This window comes from Streptomyces sp. NPDC059718 (assembly GCF_042733315.1).
Taxonomy (GTDB): Bacteria; Actinomycetota; Actinomycetes; order Streptomycetales; family Streptomycetaceae; genus Actinacidiphila.
Map to the genome: position 1 here is coordinate 14,390 of NZ_JBHWGA010000059.1, position 18,059 is coordinate 32,448.

An 18,059-nucleotide genomic window follows, 5' to 3' on the forward strand; every position below is an offset into this window, starting at 1 on the left:
GGTTCGGCCCCGGCGCACGCCCGGGCCGTACTGCCGCACGGAAAGGCGTGAGGGAATGGGACACGGCGGAAACGTGATCGCTGAGCTGCTGGCCGACCACCGCGAGGTCGAGGAGATCTTCGACCGCATGCAGTCGATGTCGACCGGCGACCCCGCGCTGCGGGAGCTGGTGGACGAGGTGACCATCGAGCTGGTGCGGCACTCGGTGGCGGAGGAGCAGTACCTCTACCCTGCGGTCCGCGAGCACGTCGAGGGCGGGGACCGCATCGCGGACAAGGAGATCGCGGACCACGCCAGGATCGAGGAACTGCTGAAGGAGCTGGAGCAGCTGCCACCGAACGACGGCCGGTTCCACCCCCTGCTGATGCGTCTGATGGACGAGGTCACCGCGCACGTCCAGGACGAGGAGGGCACGCTCTTCCCCGGGCTCAGCAGCGCCTGCTCCCCCGAGGCGCTCGACGACCTGGGCGACAAGGTGCGCCGCGCCAAGTCCCTCGCCCCCACCCGGCCCCACCCGGCGGCACCGCACACCCCTCCCGCCAACAAGCTCCTCGCCCCGGGCGCGGGCCTGGTCGACCGGGCCCGCGACTTCGTGAGCGGCCGCGGCCGGTCCTGAACTCCGGCCGCAGGGGCGGCGGCGCAGGGTCCCCGTTCCTCCGGGAACCCTGCGCCGGGTCCTCGCCGGGAGCCGGCGTGATGCGGCTCATGTCGCGAAAGCACGACTTTGCATACGCTGGGCGCGCCGCGCGCCGGACGGGCGCGGCATCCACGCGCACGGAGGACGGTTCGTTCGGCATGCACAGTGAGTTCTCGTCGGTCATCGCCGCGGCCACCCGGTGGCTGCTGGCCGCCTATCCGGCGACCGGCGGGGCCCTCAGCCGTGCGCTGGCCGAGGCGCAGGCCCGCCAGGCCGCCATGGTCGCCGCCGCCCTGCGCTACCCGACGGCGGTGGACGCCGCCCTGCTCGGACTGCTGCCGCCCGGCGGCGCCGACCGGCTGGACCGGGTTGCCGGCGCCGGGGTCGTCGACGAGGACGCCGGGGACGTCGAGGCCGGCTGGCGCACCTGGGTGGACGAGGTCGTCGTGAGCTGGGCGGCCTGCCTGCTCGCCGACCAGGAGCTGGCGGCCTCCGCGGTGACGGCCCTCGCGGCCACCGAACACGGTGCCTCCCTCGCCGGTGACGCCCTCCGGCTCACCACCCCCGGCGCCCACGACCGCGCGGCGGCCGCCCTCCTGCGCCACCCGGACCTGGTGGCCCCGATAGCGGGCCTGCACCGCGCGGAACTGACGGCACTGCTGGAGGCGGCGCCGCTCGACAGCTTCTCGGCGTAGCCACCGGTTCCTGCGGCGGCCCGGGCCCGATGCCCAGGGACCGGGAGCGACATCCGCAGGTGTACGCGGTGTTTGTTCGGGAAAAGGCAGAAGATGCCTATACGTGATGCCGTGACCTGGTTGGCCCGCCGCAGCCGGGACCCGGTGGTCACCCTGACGGCGCGGGCCACCGTCGCCGCGACCATCTCCTACGTGATCGCCGTGCACGTCAGTAGCGAGTCTGCCCCGCTGACGGCGCCGCTCACCGCCCTGCTCGTCGTGCAGGTGACGCTCTACTCCACGCTCACCACCGGCATCCGCCGGGTGAACTCCGTGGTGGTCGGTGTGCTGATCGCCGTCGGGTTCAGCGCGCTGGTCGGCCTGACGTGGTGGAGCCTGGGGCTGATCATCCTCGCGGCGCTGGTCATCGGGCAGTTCGTGCGGGTCGAGGAGTTCGTCAACGAGGTGGCCATCAGCGCGATGCTGGTGCTCGGGGTGAGCCAGTTGACGGAGCAGGCATGGGACCGCGTGCTGGAGACCCTCATCGGGGCAGGGGTGGGCCTGCTGCTCAACGTGCTGTTCGCGCCGCCCGTGTGGGTGGGGACCGCCGGGGCGTCGATCGAGGACCTCGCCCGCCGTATGCGTCATCTCCTGCTGTGCTGCGCCGAGGAACTGGACTCCCCCGCCGCGGTGGAGCGTGCCGCGGCACGTCTGCACGAGGCGCGGCGGCTGGACCAGGACGTCGCCGAGGTGGACACCGCGCTTCGCCGGGCCGAGGACAGCCTGCGGCTCAACCCCCGGGTCAGGGAAGCGCTGTTGTCGCGGGTGGTGCTGCGGACCGGTCTCGACACACTGGAGATCTGCGTGGTGGTCCTGCGCGTCCTGGCGCGGTCGCTGACGGATCTCGCCAAGCGGCGCGGCGCGGAAGAGCCGCTGTTCGACCGCGACGTGGCGGTGGCCCTGGAGGAGCTCTTCGCCCACCTCGGCGGGGCGCTCGTCAGCTTCGCCGTGCTGGTGACCACGCAGGTCAGCAGCAACGCGGAGGAGGCCGAGGCCCGGCTGGCCGCGGAGCTCGCGGCGGCCCGCGCGAGCCGGGAGAAGGCCGCCGACATGCTGCTCGACCGCGTACGGCAGCATCCAGGGGCCTGGCAACTGCACGGGTCCCTGCTCGCCGAGGTGGACCGCATCCTGGACGAGCTGGCCCTGGAGCACCGTTCCCACCGGCTGATGGAGGAGCTCGACGAGGCCGCCCGGGCGCAGCAGGACCGCTTCGCCGTGCTGGCCAGGCTCCGGCTCGTGGCCCGCGGTGAACGCGTCCGGCGCCGCCGTCACGGGCGGGGTCCGTCCGGCGGGGAGACGCGGACCGGTCCGCCGCCGGCGCCCTCGGCCCGGGCGGACCGGCCGGGCCGGGCGCCGGGGGACCGGCGCCGTGCGGCGCGCGACCGGTCGCGCTCGGGGTGACGCGGGTCAGGGCGCGGGCGCGGCGCCGCGGACGGCTCAGCCGCGCGCGAAGTCCAGCAGGTCGGCGTTGAACCGCTCGGCGAACTTGGGCACCATCGCCAGCCCGTGCGGGGCTCCCTCGTACACCTTGTAGACCGCTCCCTTGACCAGCTTCGAGCTCTTGGCACCGGCAGCCACGATGGGCACGATCTGGTCGTCGTCGCCGTGCACGATCAGCGTGGGGACGTCGATCTTCTTGAGGTCCTCGGTGGTGTCCGTCTCGGAGAACGCCTTGACGCAGTCGTAGGCGCCCTTGATGCCCACCGTCATGCTCCACAGCCAGAACTCGTCGCGGGTGCCCTGGCTGACGGTCGACCCTTCGCGGTTCGCGCCGTAGAACGCGGCGCTGAGGTCCCTGTAGAACTGGGACCTGTCCGTGGCCACGCCCTCGCGGATCTCGTCGAAGACCTCGATCGGAAGGCCCTCGGGATTGGCCTGCGTCTTCAGCATCAGCGGGGGGATCGCGCCCAGCAGCACCGCCTTGGCGACCCTGCCCGTGCCGTGCCGGCCCATGTAGCGGGTGACCTCGCCGCCACCGGTCGAGTGCCCGACCAGGATGACGTCGCGCAGGTCGAGTTCCTCGATCACGGCCGCCAGGTCGTCGGCGTAGGTGTCGAGGTCGTTGCCCTCCCAGGGCTGACCGGAACGCCCACCGCCACGACGGTCGTGGGCGACGCCCCGGAAACCGTGGTCCACCATCCACTTCAACTGCGGGTCCCAGGCGTCCGCGGTCAGCGGCCATCCGTGGGAGAACACGACGGGTTGGCCGGTCCCCCAGTCCTTGAAGAAGATCTGGGTCCCGTCCTTCGCTGTTGCATACGGCATGATCCTGAGTCCTTCTCGCTCCAGGGGGAACGCAGGGTTCCGGGGTTGCCCATACCCAAGCCCGACCCCGACCGGGATGAGTACGCCGTTGGTCAAACCGTAGTGCCGGGGCGGAGTCCCGGCGCGTCGAGACGGCTCAGCGCTCCGGGGCCACGGAGGCGTCCAGCAGCGGGCCGAGTTCACGGGCCACGGTGGTCAGGGCGCGTACGTCGCGCTCCGCCCTGGCGATGACGAGGGCGCCCTCGATGGCGCTGATCATCAGCGTCGCCAGCGACGCTGCCCGCCCGGCCGGCACACCCATCTCCTCCAGTGCCCCGGCGACGGGCCCGGTCCAGGTCGCGAAGGCGGCGGCCGCCGCCGTACGGGTGACCTCGGAGGTCCCGGCGCAGTCGACCGTGGCGGCCGCGACGGGGCAGCCGGCGTCGTAGCCGGAGGTCAGGAACTCGTCCGTCCACTGGCCGACCATGGCGGCGAACAGCCCGCCGGGAGTCGGCTCGGGCAGGGCGGCGAGGAAGCGGGCCACACGGTTGCCGGCATAGCGGCCGGCCCAGCCGACGGCCTCGTTGACCATCTGTTCCTTGCCGCCGGGGAAGTAGTACTGCAGCGATCCGCGGGGCGCCTGCGCGTGGGCGGCGACCTCGCGCATGCCCGTCGCCGTGACGCCGCCGCGGCGGATCAGCTGTGCGGCGCTGAAGACCATGCGCTCGCGGGGACCCCGCTCGGAACCGGTCATCGCCGACCTCCCACCGTCTGCCCTTCTGCCCGCCCGCGTAAGGGGTGGCGGCCCTGCCCCGGTGCGCGCCGGCCCGGCGACGCAGTTCGCGCACGCGGGCCGGCGTCCGGCGCCGGGGTCTATTATGACGGCTGTCATAGCGCGTATGACAGCCGTCATAACGCGCGGGTCGAGCGGTCGGACGGCCGGGACGGCGGTGGGCAGTGGACGTGGGATTCATCGGCCTGGGGATCATGGGGCAGCCCATGGCGCTCCGTCTGGCCGGTTCGGGGACGCCGTTGGTGGTCTGGAACCGCACCGCCGCCCGGTGCGCCCCGCTGCGCGCGGCCGGGGCCGAGGTCGCGGACGGGCCCGGCGAGGTCTTCGACCGGGCCCGCGTGGTGGTCCTGATGCTCGCCGACGGCGCCGCCGTCGACGCCGTCCTCGGCCGCGGCACCCCGGACTTCGCCGCGCGTGTGGCCGGGCACGTCGTCGTCCACATGGGCACCACCTCGCCCGCGTACTCGCGCGGGCTGGAGGCCGCCGTCCGCGCGGCGGGCGGCCGCTACGTCGAGGCTCCCGTCTCCGGCTCCCGCAAGCCCGCCGAGGCGGGGCAGCTCGTGGCGATGCTCGCCGGGGATCCCGCGGCGGTGGAGGAGGTGCGGCCGCTGCTCGCGCCGATGTCCCGGGAGTCCTTCGCCTGCGGTCCGGTGCCCGGCGCGCTGCTGATGAAGCTTTCGGTCAACCTCTTCCTGATCACGATGGTCACCGGGCTCACCGAGGCGTTCCACTTCGCGGAACGGCAGGGCCTGGACACCGGGCAGTTCCTCTCCGTCCTGGACGCCGGGCCCATGGCCAGCGCCGTGTCGCGGATGAAGGCGCCCAAGCTGAGGGAGCGCGACTTCTCCGCGCAGGCCGCCGCGGCGGACGTGCTGCACAACAACCGCCTCATCGCCGAGGCGGCCCGCGCGTCCGGCCTGGCCTCGCCGCTGCTGGACGTCTGCCACGCCCTCTTCGACGAGACCGTGCAACAGGGCGACGGACGCGCGGACATGGTGGCCGTCCTGCGGGCGATCGAAGCCCGCACGGACGTCGCCGGCGACCTGGTCGCCGAGGTACGGGGCGGAGGCGTCCGGTGAGCCGGAACGTGACGCCCTCGGAGGCCGCCGTCACCGCCCGCCGCATGTGGCGGCTCGCCGAACCGGTGCACGCCGTCACCTACTTCACGCCCGAGGCACGCGCCGCGTACGAGGACGCGGGGCTGCGTGGTTACTGGCGCGGCTACTTCGCCGGTCGCGCGGCCCCCCTCGGCCCGGTGGGCCCGGAGCCCGTCGTGGCCGCCTTCTTCGGCTTCGCGCCCGCCATGGTGGCCCGCGCGCTGCCCGGCGTGTGGGCGCTCGCCCCGCCCGAGCGCGCTCTGGAGGCACGGCGGCGTGGCGCGGGCGCCGCGCTGCGGCGGCTGCTGGCGGGGCAGGAGACGGCGGTGGCGGAGGCGGTGGACCTGCTGGCTCCGGTCGTCGCCGGCCTCGACGTCGCGGGGCGGGTGCTCGCCGCCGCGAATACAGCGCTCCCGTCCCCCGGCGCCCCGGTCGACGCGCTCTGGCACCAGGCCACGCTGCTGCGCGAGCACCGCGGGGACGGTCATGTCGCGGCGCTCGTCGCGGCCGGGCTGGACGGGTGCGAGGCGCTGGTGCTGCGCACGGCCATCGACCTGCCGCGTACGGAGCTGCAGCCGCACCGCGGGTGGACCGACGAGCAGTGGGCCGGCGCGGCAGCCCGTCTCACCGCCCGCGGCCTGCTCGGCGCGGACGGCGCCGCGACCGCCGCGGGGCGCGAGGCCCACCGCGCGCTGGAGGAGGCCACCGACCGCGCCGCCGGGCGGCCCTGGGAAGCCCTGGCACCCGAGGCCGTCGAGCGCCTGGTCACCGTGCTGTCCGCGGCGGCGCGGGCCTGCGCGGGGGCGCTGCCGTACCCGAACCCGATGGGCGTGCCCGCCCCCTGAGGAACGCCTCAGGCCGAGAGGAGCCCCGCGATGCAGGCGTCCCAGTCGATGTGGCCGCCCTCGGTGCCGAGCGGGACGAGTTCCGCGGTCGCGGCCAGGAACCGGGCGAGTTCACCCGTGGCGACCTGCAGGACGGCCGTGCCGCCGGGGGCGGCCAGGGTGATCAGGGTGTGGGCGTGGTCGCCGGGTTCGACGTGCACGTCGCCGTCCCCGGCGGAGGCCGCGAGCCCGGCCAGCAGCAGCTCGCGGGAGAGCACCCACTCCGCCTCGTCGGCACCGTCGCCGTGGCCGAAGCGCATCCGCACGATGTAGGGGTCGTCGGAACGGTACCGGCAGTCCGCCGACAGATCGAGGAACCGCCGGGTCCCGATGATCAACCGCAGGGACAGGTGTTCCGTGAGTGCTCGCATGGACGCCCCCTCGTGGGCCCGGTTCGGCCGCGTTCGCCGTTCAGCAGCATGTCGTTGCCGTGCGTTTGCCCCGTGACGCATGGTCCGGGCCGGGGCGACGGGAAAGATTTCGTGAAGGCTCGCCCTGGACGGCCGCTCACCGGGGTGCCCGGTCAGGAGCGCCGGTCCTGCGCCATGACGCCGGCGGGTCCGGGGAGTTCACCGCCGATCGCGGGGACCGGGTCCGGGGCTCCGTCCGTCGGGCGCAACGGCAGCGGTACCCCGGCGACGGCCGCCGCCCGTTCGCTGCTGTCGGGGGAGCAGCCCAGCCATGCGCAGAACAGCACGGTCGCGTCGTCCTGGAATTCGCCGACCTGGTGGTCCGAGACCCGGCGCATGAGACGGCACAGGGTCTCGGGCAGGGGCAACCGGTCGGCGTGGTGGCGGATGAGGAAGTCCAGGAACCCGGAGAGCCCGAACTCCCCGCCGGTGGCGGTACGGGCCTCCGGGATGCCGTCGGTGTAGAACACGAGGCGGTCGCCCGGCTCCAGTTGTTCACGGCACACCTGCGGTGCCACGCCCAGTCCCAGGCCCATGGGGTCGCCGGGCGAGCAGGCGAGTTCGGCGACCCAGCGCCCGCCCCGGATGAGGATCGGCGGGTGGTGGCCGCGGTTGACCCATTCGAAGAGGCCGGAGCCGGTGTCGAGCCGGGCGACGACGCCGGTGGCGTAGCGCGTCCCCTCGAACTGCTCGACCAGCACCTTCTCGATCTCCTCGGTGATCTCGACCAGTTCCGCGTGGCGGCGGCGGGCGTTGCGGCTCGCGCCCATGGCGAGGCTCGCGGTCAGGCCGGCCGCCGTGTCGTGCCCCATCGCGTCGAAGATCGACAGATGGACCAGCGGGCCGTCGAGCGCGTAGTCGAAGGCGTCCCCTCCGACCCGGTAGGCGGGTTCCAGCGCCGCGGAGATGACGACCCGGCCGTCCGAGTACGAACGGGGCGGCAGCAGGCGCCACTGCATCTCGGCGGCCACGTTCATGGTCTCGGTGCGCACCGTGCGGGCGTACGCGTCGCTGTAGTCGCGCTTGGCGGTGACGATGAGCGCCACCGCGTCGGCCAGCGACTGCACGTCCTCGCGGGTGCGGTCGTCGTCCCCCTCGGTGGTGACGCGGAGCAGGCCCAGCCGCTCGGAACCGCCCAGCAGGGGTGCCCACCAGCGGCACTTGCCGGGGCACGCGGAGACGGCGGGGAGCAGCCGGCCGTACTGGAAGGCGCGGCCGGGCACCGTGCCCTCGATCCGCAGTTCTGAGCTGTGGTTGCGGCGGCCGCACTCGCCCGCACCCTCCTCGGCGAGGTTGCGCAGCACATGGCGCTGGAGGTCGGAGAGGTAGATCGTGACGTGGGCGAGGCCCGCGGGTTCCGCGTGCTCGGCCACCTTCGCCGGCAACTGTTCCAGGGGCATCAAGTGGCTTTCGGCCAGCAGGCCCGCCAGCATCCGCCGACTGCGCCGATCCCTGTCCTGCACCGTCACCCTTGCTCCTCGCCGCCCGTCGGCGGGTCCGGGGTTCCGGCGACCTCGCCCGGGCCGGGTGGCCCCCGCCTCGAACCTTTCCCATCGTACGCATACCACCCATAGATGATGTAACGGGCACTTCCCGTCACCCATGGGCCGTGACCGGGCCGCCGGGCGCGGCGATGACGTACGGCGGTACGCATGGCCGGGCGCGCGGCGAACCGCCGTTACGTAGCTTGACGGACGCCTTTCGGCGGCTTTCGCCCTAGTTTTTGCTGTGTCCGCGGCCGAGGGCCGGGCGACCGCGGACGGGTCGACTCGGAGGTCTGGGATGACGGCATACGACTACATCGTCGTCGGTGGCGGGACCGCGGGGTGCGTGCTCGCCGCGCGGCTCTCGGAGGACGGGCGTGCCCGGGTGCTGCTCCTCGAGGCGGGGCCTGCCCGGGCGGCGAAGCGCTCGGCCGCGCCGCCGCGGTGGATGCGGTTGATCGGCAGCGGGATGGACTGGGGCGACCGGACCGTGGCGCAGCGCGGGGCCGGCAGTGCCGTGCTGCCCTATCCGCGGGGGAAGGCGCTGGGCGGATCGAGCAGCATCAACGCCATGGTCCACCTGCGGGGGCACCGGGCCGGCTACGACGCCTGGGAGAAGGCCGGCGCCACCGGCTGGAACTTCGACACCCTGCTGCCCTACCTGCGCCGCAGCGAGCGGGCGGCGGGGCGCGACCCGGAGTTCCGCGGCACCGAGGGTCCCATGCGGGTCGCGCCGCCGCACCGGGTCCACCCGCTGTCCCCCGCGTGCCTCAGCGCCGTTCAGGCGGCGGGTCACCCCATCAGCACCGACCTCAACGGCCGCCACCAGCAGGGCGGCGGGTGGCTGGACCTGAACATCGTCGACGGGGTCCGGCAGAGCGCCGCCGACGCCTACCTGCGGCCGGTACTGCACCGGCCGGGCCTGACCGTGGTCACCGGGGCGCAGGTCCACCGGCTGATGCTGCACCACGGGCGGTGCACGGGCGTGGAGTACAGCCGTGACGGGGTGCTCGAACGGGCCGAGGCCGGCCTGGAGGTCGTCCTCGCCGCCGGCGCGGTCGGCTCGCCGCACCTGCTCATGCTCTCGGGCGTCGGGCCGCCCGACGAGCTGCGGTCCCACGGGATCGGCGTGGAGGCCGACCTCCGCGAGGTCGGAAGCAACCTGCACGACCACCCCGTCACGGTCGTCAACTTCTCCGCGGCCCGGGCGGTGCCCACGCCGACGGGCCCCGCGTTCGACGCCGCCGCGGCCCTGTGCAGCACCCACGCCGACACCGCCCCCGACATCCAGGTGCTGTTCCTGTGCGCGCCGTACGTGCCGCCGCCGCTGGAGGGCGCGGAGAACGGCTACAGCTTCGTGGTGGGCCTGATGACGCCCCGCAGCCGGGGCTCGGTCCGGCTGGCCGGGGCCGACCCACGCTCCGCGCCGCTGGTCGACCCGAACTTCCTGTCCGCGCGTTCCGACGTGGAGAGCCTCATCAGGGGGGTGCGCATGGCCCAGGAGATCGGCAGCGAGCAGGTGCTGAAGGTATGGCGGAAGGAGGAGGTCCTGCCGGGGCCCGCCGCGTTCAGCCACGGGCTCCTGGAGGACTACGTACGGCGCAGCGTCGGCAGCTTCTACCACCCGGGGGGCACCTGCCGCATGGGGTCCGACGACCATGCCGTCGTCGACCCCGAGCTGCGGGTCAACGGGGTGTCCGGGCTGCGGGTCGCCGACGCGTCGGTGATGCCGTCCGCGGTGTCCGCGCACCCCAACGCGACCGTGCTGGCCGTCGCGGAACGGGCGGCCGACCTCATCAGTGGCGAGGGGGGCGACGGCCTGACCGGGCGGGCCGCCGCGTGACCGGTGCCCCGTCCGGTCTCAGGACCCCGGTGGGAAGAAGCGGGCCAGCTGGCTGCGCGAGGTGACGCCGAGCTTGGGGAAGATCCGCGTCAGGTGGGTGCTGACCGTCCGGTGGGACACGTAGAGCCGTGCGCCGATCTCCTTGTTGGACAGGCCCTCGGCGGCAAGCGTCGCGATCTGCAGCTCCTGCGGCGTGAGCCGGTCGGCGGCCCGGGGCGACCGCTGACGGGTGGTCTCGCCGGTGGCCTCCAGTTCCTGCCGCGCGCGGCGGCTCCACGCCGCGGCTCCCAGGTCGTCGAAGGCGTCGCGGGCGGCCCTGAGCGGTGCGCGGGACTCCAGGACGCGGCGCTGTCTGCGCAGCCACTCGCCGTACGCGAGCCGCAGGCGCGCCCGCTCCAGGGACCAGCCCGTGAGGTCCGCCTCCAGGGCGGACGCGAAGGCGGCCTCGCCCTCTTCCTCCCCGGCCAGGACCGCCCGGGCGTGGCGCGCGGCCAGCCGCACGCGGGCCGCGGGCGTCCGGCGGGCCAGCGGCGCGAGCCGCTCCAGGACCCCTCGCGCGTCGTCCTTCTCGCCGCAGTGCGCGGCCGCCTCGGCGAGGTCGCCCACGGTCCACAGGGCGGTCATCACGTGGTGCCCGGCGTCGGCCGGGTCGGTCAGCCGGCGCAACTGGGCGTACGCCTGCACATGGTCCCCGCTGCAGGACAGCGCCGTGCCGCGCGCCATGCGCACCGTCGCGTGCAGCAAGGGGGAGTTCAGCCGGACGGCGATGGCCCGGGCCTGCCCGATCAGCCGGTGGGCGGTCGCCGCGTCGTCGCGCAGGGCGGCGAGACAGCCGAGCACGGCGAGCGCGGTCGCCTCCCAATCGGGCTGACCGGTCTCCCGCGCGAGCCCGCGGGCCTCGTCGGCGTCCAGCCGCGCCGGATCGCAACGGCCCGTGGCCGCGCGTCCCGAGGCCCGCAGGGCCAGCGCCTCCGCCAGCGGTGCCAGCCGCCCCTGGTGCCTGAGCCGTTCGACTGCCGCGGTGAGGAAGGGGTCCGCGCGTTCGGGCGCGCCGACGCACCACAACGCGCGGGCCGTCGTGTGCAGCGCCGCGGCATCGTCCGTCCGCCGGGCCACGGCGCGGGCCGCTTCGAGCACCGAGGAGGCGCGCTCCACCGGCGCGGCCTGCGCGGCGATCAGCACCATGGCGGCGCCCCCGGTGTCGCACCGGCCGTCCCGCTCGGCGGCCAGCCGGTCGGCGATGCGCAGGACCTCCCCGTGGAGCGCGGACTCCCCGTTCCCGCGGTAGAGGTGGGCGGCAGCGGCGCTCGTCAACCGGACCGACAGGGCCGTCTCGCCGCCGGCGCGCATGCGTTCGGCCGTACGGAGCAGCGTCCGGACGGCGACCGGCTCCCGGCCCCCGCAGACGGTGAGCGACTCGGAGATCCACAGCAGGCGGGCCGTGTCCTTGCCGGTCAGCTCCAGCCGCTCGATGGTGCGCACCAGGCGACGGACGAGGTCGCGTCGACCGAGGCCGACGGCCAGCTCCGCGCTGCGCAGCATGAGGTCGACCTGTCGGCCGGCGTCGGGGGTGAAGGCGGCGGCGTGCTCGAAGGCGTGCACGGCGGCGACGACGGCGCCGCGTCGCAGCGCGTGGTCGCCGCACCGCTCCAGTCCCCGCGCGACGGTCCCGTCCGGGGGAAGGGTCGTGGCGGCCAGGTGCCAGATGCCGCGGTCGGGACGGCCGACGTGGACCGCGGCGAGCGCGGCGTGAACGGCGTTGCGCTGCGTGACGGACGCGGCCTGGTGTATCGCGGAGCGGACCAGGGGGTGCCGGAAGCGCACGGCGTGCCGGTCGACACGGACGAGACCCGCGTCCACGGCGGGCACGAGTCCGTCGACGGTGACGGGGGCCCCGGACACGGCGCCGGCCGCGGTCAGGACGTCACCCGTCGCCGCCTCGGCGTCGAGCGCGGCGGCGAGCAGCAGGGTGCGCGTGGCGTCCGGGAGTTCCAGGATCCGGGTCTCGAACGCGCGCTGCAGGTTGACGGTCAGCGGGAGCCAGCGGGGGATGACCGCGACGGATTCCAGGCCCTCGGCCGCCAGGGGGAGTTCGACGAGGGCCAGTGGATTGCCGTCGGCCTCCTCCAGCAACCGTGCGCGGACGAAGGGCGCGAGTGCCGGCGCGCCGGCGTCCAGCAGCCGCGCGGCGTGGTCGGCGTCGAGCCGGCTGACCGGCATCTCCTCGACGCCTTCCCAGGCGGGCGCCTCCGTCTCGCCCTGGGTGGCGGCGGCCAGCAGCACCACGGGGTCCGAGGACAGCCGGCGGGCGACGAAGGCGAGCAGGTCGCTGGTGGACCGGTCAAGCCACTGGAGGTCGTCGACGAGCAGGAGCAGCGGGCGGGCGGAGGCGCACTCGGCGAGGAGGTCGAGCACGGCGAGGGCGATGCGGAAGGGCTCGGGGCGGCCCACGTCGTGGAGGCCGACCGCGGCCAGCAGCGTCTCGCGCTGGGGCTCCGGGAGGCGGCCGGTCTCCGGGAGCACCGGGCGCAGCAGTTGGTGGAGTCCGGCGAACGGCAGGTGGTACTCGGACTGCACGCCGGCCAGGCCGAGCACCCGCCGTCCCTGCTCCGCCGCCCGTTCCTGGGCGAGCGCCAGCAGCGTCGTCTTGCCGATCCCCACCTCGCCGCGCAGCACCAGGGCGCCGCCGCGGCCGTCCGCGGGGCGCAGGAGGGCGTCAATCGCCTCGGTCTCGGCCTGTCTGCCGATCAGGGAGGGGATCCGTGTCGCCATGGTCCGCCCTCGCGGTATCCCGGTACTCGTACACGAACCACCGTACAAGGGGATGAAAGGGTTCATTCTGTCGCTTTTGACAGACACTCCGGGGGACGTCCTCCGCGGACGCGACCCTGTCGCGCCTGGCGCGGCCGTCGGCGGAGCGGCCGGCAGTGGCGGACCAGGCTGCGGCACCGGCCAGGCGGTCGACGACCCGGCGCGCGAGGCCGGTTCGGTCAGGCCTCCGCGGGTACGTGGGCGTCCTTCAGGCGCCCGGCGACCGTCGTCAGGAACTCGTCGGACAGCTCCGGGTCGGCGACCGCGCGCGAGATCAGCAGCGCGCCGACCAGGGCGCTGAGGGTGAGCATCGCGTCGGCACGCGCCTCGCCGGGGTCGTCGCCCTGCGCCGCCTCACCGATGAGCGCGAGGTAGCTGCGGACCTGCTTCTCGTACGCCTCCTGCAACTCCGCCTCGCCGCGACCGGCCGCGGCGCCCAGGGTCACCAGGGCGCAGCCGGTGCCGGGAGCGTCCCGGTGGCGGGCGCTGAGGTAGGCGTCGATCAGCCCCGAGCGGGGCTCATCGGGGTCCCGGCGGGCGGCCTCGGCCATCTTGGCCTCGCCGTCGGCCAGGGCCAGCGCCGCCGCCTGACCCATCAGGTCCTCGCGCGAGGCGAAGTGCTTGTAGAACCCGCCGTGGGTCAGTCCTGCCTCGTTCATGAGGTCCGCGACGCCGGGTCGGGTCATGCCCTCCTCGCGGATCCGGCGGGCGGCGATCCGCAGGACCTTCTCGCGCGACTCGGCCTTCGCTGCCTGCGAGTGACCCATCGCATGACCTCCCGGGTGTGCGTCGGGCTGACCCGACCCAATGTGGATGACGGACATCATACACCCCTCACGGAGCCTCCCCCGGGGCTTTGACATGCAGGATGACACGCATCATCCTGCATGTGTGGATGACATCAATCATCCAGACCTCGGCACGAGCCTCCACCGGAGCAGGCCCGCCGCCTCTCCCCTCCCGCCCGCGAACCCTCCGCGAGGACCCATGACCACCGCAGCAACCCGCCCGGACGTCAAGCGGGGAACCCTCCCCGTCTTCGCCACGGCGACGGCGATCACGGTCGCCAACATCTACTTCACCCAGCCCCTCCTCGACCAGATCGCCCGCGGCTTCGGCATCTCCGCGTCCGCCGCCGGCCTCGTGGCCACGGCAGGACAGATCGGCTACGCGCTGGGGATCGTGGCCGTCGTCCCGCTCGCGGACAGGGCCCGGCTGCGCCGGCTGTCCAGAGTTTTGCTGGCGGTGACCGCCGTCGCGCTCCTGGGGGGCGCCCTGGCTCCGTCCGTCGCCCTGCTGGGGATGGCGACCCTCGTGCTCTCGGCGAGCACCGTGCTCCCGCAGGTGATCATGCCCACGGTCGCGTCGATGGCCGCCCCCGGCCAGGCCGGGCGGGTCCTGGGGGCGGTCGGCACGGGGCTGACGATGGGCGCCCTACTCTCGCGCACCGCCTCCGGGCTCATCGCCCAGGCCGCGGGCACCTGGCGGGCCGGCTTCCTCGTCGCCGCGGCGGCCACGGCGGCGCTGCTGCTGGTCCTCCCCCGCTACATGCCGGCCGGGCGCCCGCCGGGGGCCGCGACCTCCGGCGGCTACGGGAGACTGCTCGCCTCACTCCCCCGACTGCTCGTGGACCACGCCCCGTTGCGCCTGTCGGCCGCACTGGGGGCGACGGCGTTCGCCTCCTTCTCGGCCTTCTGGTCCACGCTCGCCTTCCAGCTCACCGCGCCGCCGATCGGGCTGGGCCCCGCCGTGGTCGGCCTCTTCGGCCTGTGCAGCGTGCCGGGCGCCCTGGCCGCCCGCTACTCGGGGCGGCTCACCGACCGGTGGGGGCCGCTGGGGGTCAACGCCCTCGCCGTCGCCTCGGCACTGGCCGCCTTCGTGCTGTTCGGGGTCGCGGGGCGGTCGCTCGTCGTCCTCGCCGTCGGCTGCAACCTCCTCGGCTACGGGGTGACGAGCGGTCAGATAGCCAACCAGGCACGCATCTTCACCGCAGGGCCGGAGATCCGGGGGCGGCTCAACACGGTGTACATGTTCGCGGTCTTCGGTGGCGGCGCCACGGGTTCCGCCGTCGCCGGGGTGCTCTTCTCCGCCTTCGGCTGGCGCGGCGTGGTGACGGGCGGCCTGGGCTTCCTGCTCCTCGCGTGCCTGACGCTCGCCTGGCACGGCCTCCGCGCCCGCCACACGACCCCCGGGCACAGCGACGACGCCGGCCCCGGACAGGCCGACGCGGACGCCTCCGCCACTCCCGCCCTGCGGGGATGACCACACCCGGCCCCCCGCGGGGCGCGGGCGCCACCGCCCGCGCTCCGCACCCGCCTCCCCGGGGCCGCCACTACCGCCCGTCGCGCTCCCAGGTCAGGACGCCGGTGCGCTGCGCCCCCCAGATCCTGGCGGCGCCGGGCAGGCTCAGCCGGAGCCTGCGGCCGTCCAGGTCGGCGATCCGCGTCTGGGAACCGCCCACCCAGTTGGGGAACAGGCTCAGCTCGACGTGGTGGACGACCGTGTCCCCGGCCGGGACCTCGAAGGTGCCGGCGTACGCGAGGTAGCCCGCGGCCGCCGCGGCCAACTCCTCCGGCAGCCCCTCCTCCAGCCGCCCATGGCGGAAGCCCGGCCGCCCGACCCGCATGATCTGGGCCGCCATGTGGCCCTCCGGCCCGTACGTGATCAGTCCCCGGGGCCGCGGCCCGAAGGGCTCGACGACCTCCCCGGTCCCGACGTCGGTGGCCTCGTAGGACACCAGACGCCAGGCGCCGATCAGGGATGTGCGCAGTTCATCGGGGGTCATCGCCGTACCTCGCTCACGTGCCGGGCACCCGGAGGCGCCGTCCTTGACTTTCAGGATGACGAGAGTAATCCTGAATGAGGAATGAGGATGATGCAAATAATCCAGATTGGGAAAGGACCCGTCATGACCGACACCTACGACCCCACGCGCACCGCGATCCTGCTGGTCGACCCCTACAACGACTTCCTGTCGGAGGGCGGCAAGGTCTGGCCCGCACTGGAGGGCGTCGCCACCGAGGTCGGCCTGCTCGACAACCTCCGCGCCGTCGTCGGAGCGGGGCGCACTGCAGGCCAGAAGGTCTTCTTCGTCCCCCACCGCCGCTGGCAGGAGGGCGACTACGAGGACTGGGAGCACCCCAACCCCACGCACCGCATCATCCAGGAGCGGCACACCTTCGCCCTCGGCACCTGGGGCGGCGAGTTCCACCCCGACTTCCGGCCCGCCGACGGCGAGGTGGTCATCCAGGAGCACTGGTCGCAGAGCGGGTTCGCCAACACCGACCTGGACTTCCGGCTCAAGCAGCACGGCATCACGCACGTGATCGTCGTCGGCCTGCTCGCCAACACCTGCATCGAGTCCACCGGCCGCTTCGCCATGGAGCTCGGCTACCACGTGACGCTCGTCCGCGACGCCACCGCGGCCTACCGCCCCGAGATGATGCACGCCGCCCACGAGCTCAACGGCCCCACCTACGCCCACTCCATCACCACCACCGCCGACCTGCTCAAGACCCTGGAGAACGGAGCCCACTGACATGCGACTGACCGGAGAGATGCTGATAGGCGCGTCGTCCGTCCCCGCGTCCGAAGGCACGATGAAGGCCCTCAACCCGGCGACCGGCGAACTGGTCGGGCCGGAGTTCGCGCTCGGCGGGGCGGCCGAGGTCGAGCGCGCCGCCCGCCTGGCGGACGAGGCCTACGACACCTACAACCGCACCGGCCTCACGGAGCGCGCCGCCTTCCTGGAGCTGGTCGCGGACCGGCTGGACGCGATCAAGGGCGAACTGGCCGAGCGGGCGGCGCTGGAGACGGGCCTTCCGGCCGCGCAACTGGAGGCCGAGGCGGCCAAGGCCGCCGGGCAGTTCCAGCAGTTCGCCGACGTGGTGCGGCAGGGCCGGTTCCGGCAGGCCGCCGTCGACCCGGCCCAGCCCGATCGGCAGCCCAGGCCGCGCATGGACCACCGCATGCAGAAGATCGCGATCGGTCCGGTGGCCGTGTTCGGCGCGAGCAACTTCCCGATCTCGTACTCGGTCGCCGGCGGCGACACCGCCGCCGCGCTCGCGGCGGGCTGCCCGGTGATCCTCAAGGCCCACAACGCCCACCCCGGCGCCTCGGAACTGATGGGCCGCGTCATCCAGGGCGCCGTCGCCGACTCCGGGCTGCACGAGGGCGTGTTCTCGATGGTCCGCGGAGCGGGCAACGCGATCGGCGAGGCCCTGGTGGACCACCCGCTGGTCAAAGCGGTCACCTTCACCGGCTCCGAGGGCGGCGGCATGGCCCTGTACCGCCGGGCCCAGCTGCGCCCCGACCCGATCCCGGTCTTCGCCGAGATGACCAGCGTCAACCCGACCTTCGTCCTGCCGGCGGCGCTGGCGGCGCGCGGCGGCGAGATCGGCGACGGCTTCGCCGAGCGCATGCTCGTCAACGTCGGCCAGGCCTGCCTGAAGCCGGCCGTGCTGCTCGCCGTCGACGGCCCGGGCTACACCGCGATGCGCGAGGCAGCCGCGGCACGGGTGAGCGCGATGGGCGCGCGGACGATGCTCACCCCCGGCATCCACGACGCGTACGGCCGCGGGGCGCAGCGCCTGCGCGACTCCGGGGCCGCGACCGTGACGGTCGGCCCGGAGCCCGAGGGCGCCCACGAGGGCCGCGCGCAGCTCCTCGAGGTCGACGGCGACCGGTTCCTGGCCGAACCCGCGCTGGCCGAGGAGGTCTTCGGACCGGCCGCGCTGCTGGTCCGGCTGTCCGGCGTCGAGCAGATGACACAGGTGGCCCGGAGCTTCCGCGGCCAGCTGTCGGCGACGATGCACCTCGAGGAGGAGGACCACCCGCAGGCCGCGCGCCTACTGCCGGTCCTGGAGCGCCGTACCGGCCGGATCGTGGTGAACGCCTTCGCCCACCCGCAGGAGGTCGGCCACGCCACCATCCACGGCGGCCCGTTCCCGGCCACCACCGACAGCCGCTTCACCTCGGTCGGCATGAGCGCGATCGACCGCTTCCTGCGGCCCGTCACCTACCAGGGCTTCCCGGACGCGCTGCTCCCCGAGGCGCTGGTCCCGGCCAACCCGCTGGGGCTGTGGCGGCTGGTCGACGGGCAGGTCACCCGCGACTGAACCGC

The 18,059-nt window shown here is 74.2% G+C and carries 16 protein-coding genes; 9 read left to right on the forward strand and 7 right to left on the reverse strand.

Translation table 11 applies throughout. The features are described 5' to 3' along the window. Positions 1–55: 55 nt before the first annotated feature. From ACFV3E_RS40290 to ACFV3E_RS40300, 3 genes are all read left to right on the forward strand, one after another. On the forward strand, positions 56–616 hold the full coding sequence (locus tag ACFV3E_RS40290) for a hemerythrin domain-containing protein (RefSeq protein ID WP_499509207.1): 561 nt from the start codon (positions 56–58) through the stop codon (positions 614–616). A 179-nt stretch (positions 617–795) separates the two neighbouring features. Further along, a complete protein-coding gene (locus tag ACFV3E_RS40295) occupies positions 796–1,332 on the forward strand; it encodes a hypothetical protein (protein WP_500540541.1) in 537 nt (178 codons plus the stop codon). A gap of 93 nt (positions 1,333–1,425) precedes the next feature. Continuing rightward, positions 1,426–2,772: an FUSC family protein gene (locus ACFV3E_RS40300; protein ID WP_500540543.1), complete on the forward strand. Its 1,347-nt coding sequence runs from the start codon at positions 1,426–1,428 to the stop codon at positions 2,770–2,772. A gap of 36 nt (positions 2,773–2,808) precedes the next feature. On the opposite strand, the gene ACFV3E_RS40305 is transcribed toward ACFV3E_RS40300, so the two are convergent. Together ACFV3E_RS40305 and ACFV3E_RS40310 are read right to left on the reverse strand one after the other, a co-directional pair. After that, the gene (locus ACFV3E_RS40305; RefSeq protein WP_500540545.1) at positions 2,809–3,636 is read right to left on the reverse strand and encodes an alpha/beta fold hydrolase; all 828 of its coding nucleotides are present in this window, start codon (positions 3,634–3,636) and stop codon (positions 2,809–2,811) included. Between the two features lie 136 nt (positions 3,637–3,772). Beyond that, positions 3,773–4,369: a TetR/AcrR family transcriptional regulator gene (locus tag ACFV3E_RS40310; RefSeq protein ID WP_500540547.1), complete on the reverse strand. Its 597-nt coding sequence runs from the start codon at positions 4,367–4,369 to the stop codon at positions 3,773–3,775. 203 nt (positions 4,370–4,572) lie between these two features. On the opposite strand from ACFV3E_RS40310, the gene ACFV3E_RS40315 reads away from it, so the two are divergent. Continuing rightward, positions 4,573–5,487 (forward strand): NAD(P)-dependent oxidoreductase, encoded by a 915-nt coding sequence (locus tag ACFV3E_RS40315; protein WP_500540549.1) that lies wholly within the window; start codon positions 4,573–4,575, stop codon positions 5,485–5,487. Beyond that, positions 5,484–6,350 carry an SCO6745 family protein gene (locus tag ACFV3E_RS40320; RefSeq protein WP_500540551.1) on the forward strand — a complete coding sequence of 289 codons (867 nt, stop codon included), beginning with the start codon at positions 5,484–5,486 and terminating at the stop codon, positions 6,348–6,350. Before ACFV3E_RS40315 ends, ACFV3E_RS40320 begins: the two co-directional genes overlap by 4 nt. A gap of 8 nt (positions 6,351–6,358) precedes the next feature. Here the strand turns inward: ACFV3E_RS40320 and ACFV3E_RS40325 are convergent, their stop codons facing one another. Then, entirely contained in the window at positions 6,359–6,760 is a 402-nt protein-coding gene (locus tag ACFV3E_RS40325) for an SsgA family sporulation/cell division regulator (protein WP_500372090.1), read from the reverse strand. A gap of 152 nt (positions 6,761–6,912) precedes the next feature. Continuing rightward, the gene (locus ACFV3E_RS40330; protein ID WP_500540553.1) at positions 6,913–8,268 is read right to left on the reverse strand and encodes a PP2C family protein-serine/threonine phosphatase; all 1,356 of its coding nucleotides are present in this window, start codon (positions 8,266–8,268) and stop codon (positions 6,913–6,915) included. A 313-nt stretch (positions 8,269–8,581) separates the two neighbouring features. On the opposite strand from ACFV3E_RS40330, the gene ACFV3E_RS40335 reads away from it, so the two are divergent. Then, positions 8,582–10,126, forward strand: a complete 1,545-nt coding sequence (locus ACFV3E_RS40335; RefSeq protein WP_500540555.1) for a GMC family oxidoreductase — start codon at positions 8,582–8,584, stop codon at positions 10,124–10,126. Positions 10,127–10,144: 18 nt separating this feature from the next. Here the strand turns inward: ACFV3E_RS40335 and ACFV3E_RS40340 are convergent, their stop codons facing one another. Both ACFV3E_RS40340 and ACFV3E_RS40345 read right to left on the reverse strand, forming a co-directional pair. Beyond that, complete coding sequence (locus ACFV3E_RS40340) at positions 10,145–12,898, reverse strand: AAA family ATPase (protein ID WP_500540557.1); 2,754 nt, start codon at positions 12,896–12,898, stop codon at positions 10,145–10,147. A gap of 218 nt (positions 12,899–13,116) precedes the next feature. Further along, on the reverse strand, positions 13,117–13,704 hold the full coding sequence (locus ACFV3E_RS40345) for a TetR/AcrR family transcriptional regulator (RefSeq protein WP_500372086.1): 588 nt from the start codon (positions 13,702–13,704) through the stop codon (positions 13,117–13,119). A gap of 220 nt (positions 13,705–13,924) precedes the next feature. On the opposite strand from ACFV3E_RS40345, the gene ACFV3E_RS40350 reads away from it, so the two are divergent. Continuing rightward, a complete protein-coding gene (locus ACFV3E_RS40350) occupies positions 13,925–15,199 on the forward strand; it encodes an MFS transporter (protein ID WP_500540559.1) in 1,275 nt (424 codons plus the stop codon). 70 nt (positions 15,200–15,269) lie between these two features. Here ACFV3E_RS40350 and ACFV3E_RS40355 read toward each other — a convergent pair whose 3' ends face one another. Then, a complete protein-coding gene (locus ACFV3E_RS40355) occupies positions 15,270–15,722 on the reverse strand; it encodes a lipocalin-like domain-containing protein (protein WP_500540561.1) in 453 nt (150 codons plus the stop codon). Positions 15,723–15,845: 123 nt separating this feature from the next. Between ACFV3E_RS40355 and ACFV3E_RS40360 the strand changes: the two genes are divergently transcribed. Both ACFV3E_RS40360 and ACFV3E_RS40365 read left to right on the forward strand, forming a co-directional pair. Further along, positions 15,846–16,475 (forward strand): cysteine hydrolase family protein, encoded by a 630-nt coding sequence (locus tag ACFV3E_RS40360; protein ID WP_500540563.1) that lies wholly within the window; start codon positions 15,846–15,848, stop codon positions 16,473–16,475. A gap of 1 nt (position 16,476) precedes the next feature. Further along, a complete protein-coding gene (locus tag ACFV3E_RS40365) occupies positions 16,477–18,054 on the forward strand; it encodes an aldehyde dehydrogenase (NADP(+)) (protein ID WP_500540565.1) in 1,578 nt (525 codons plus the stop codon). The last annotated feature ends 5 nt before the right edge of the window (positions 18,055–18,059 follow it).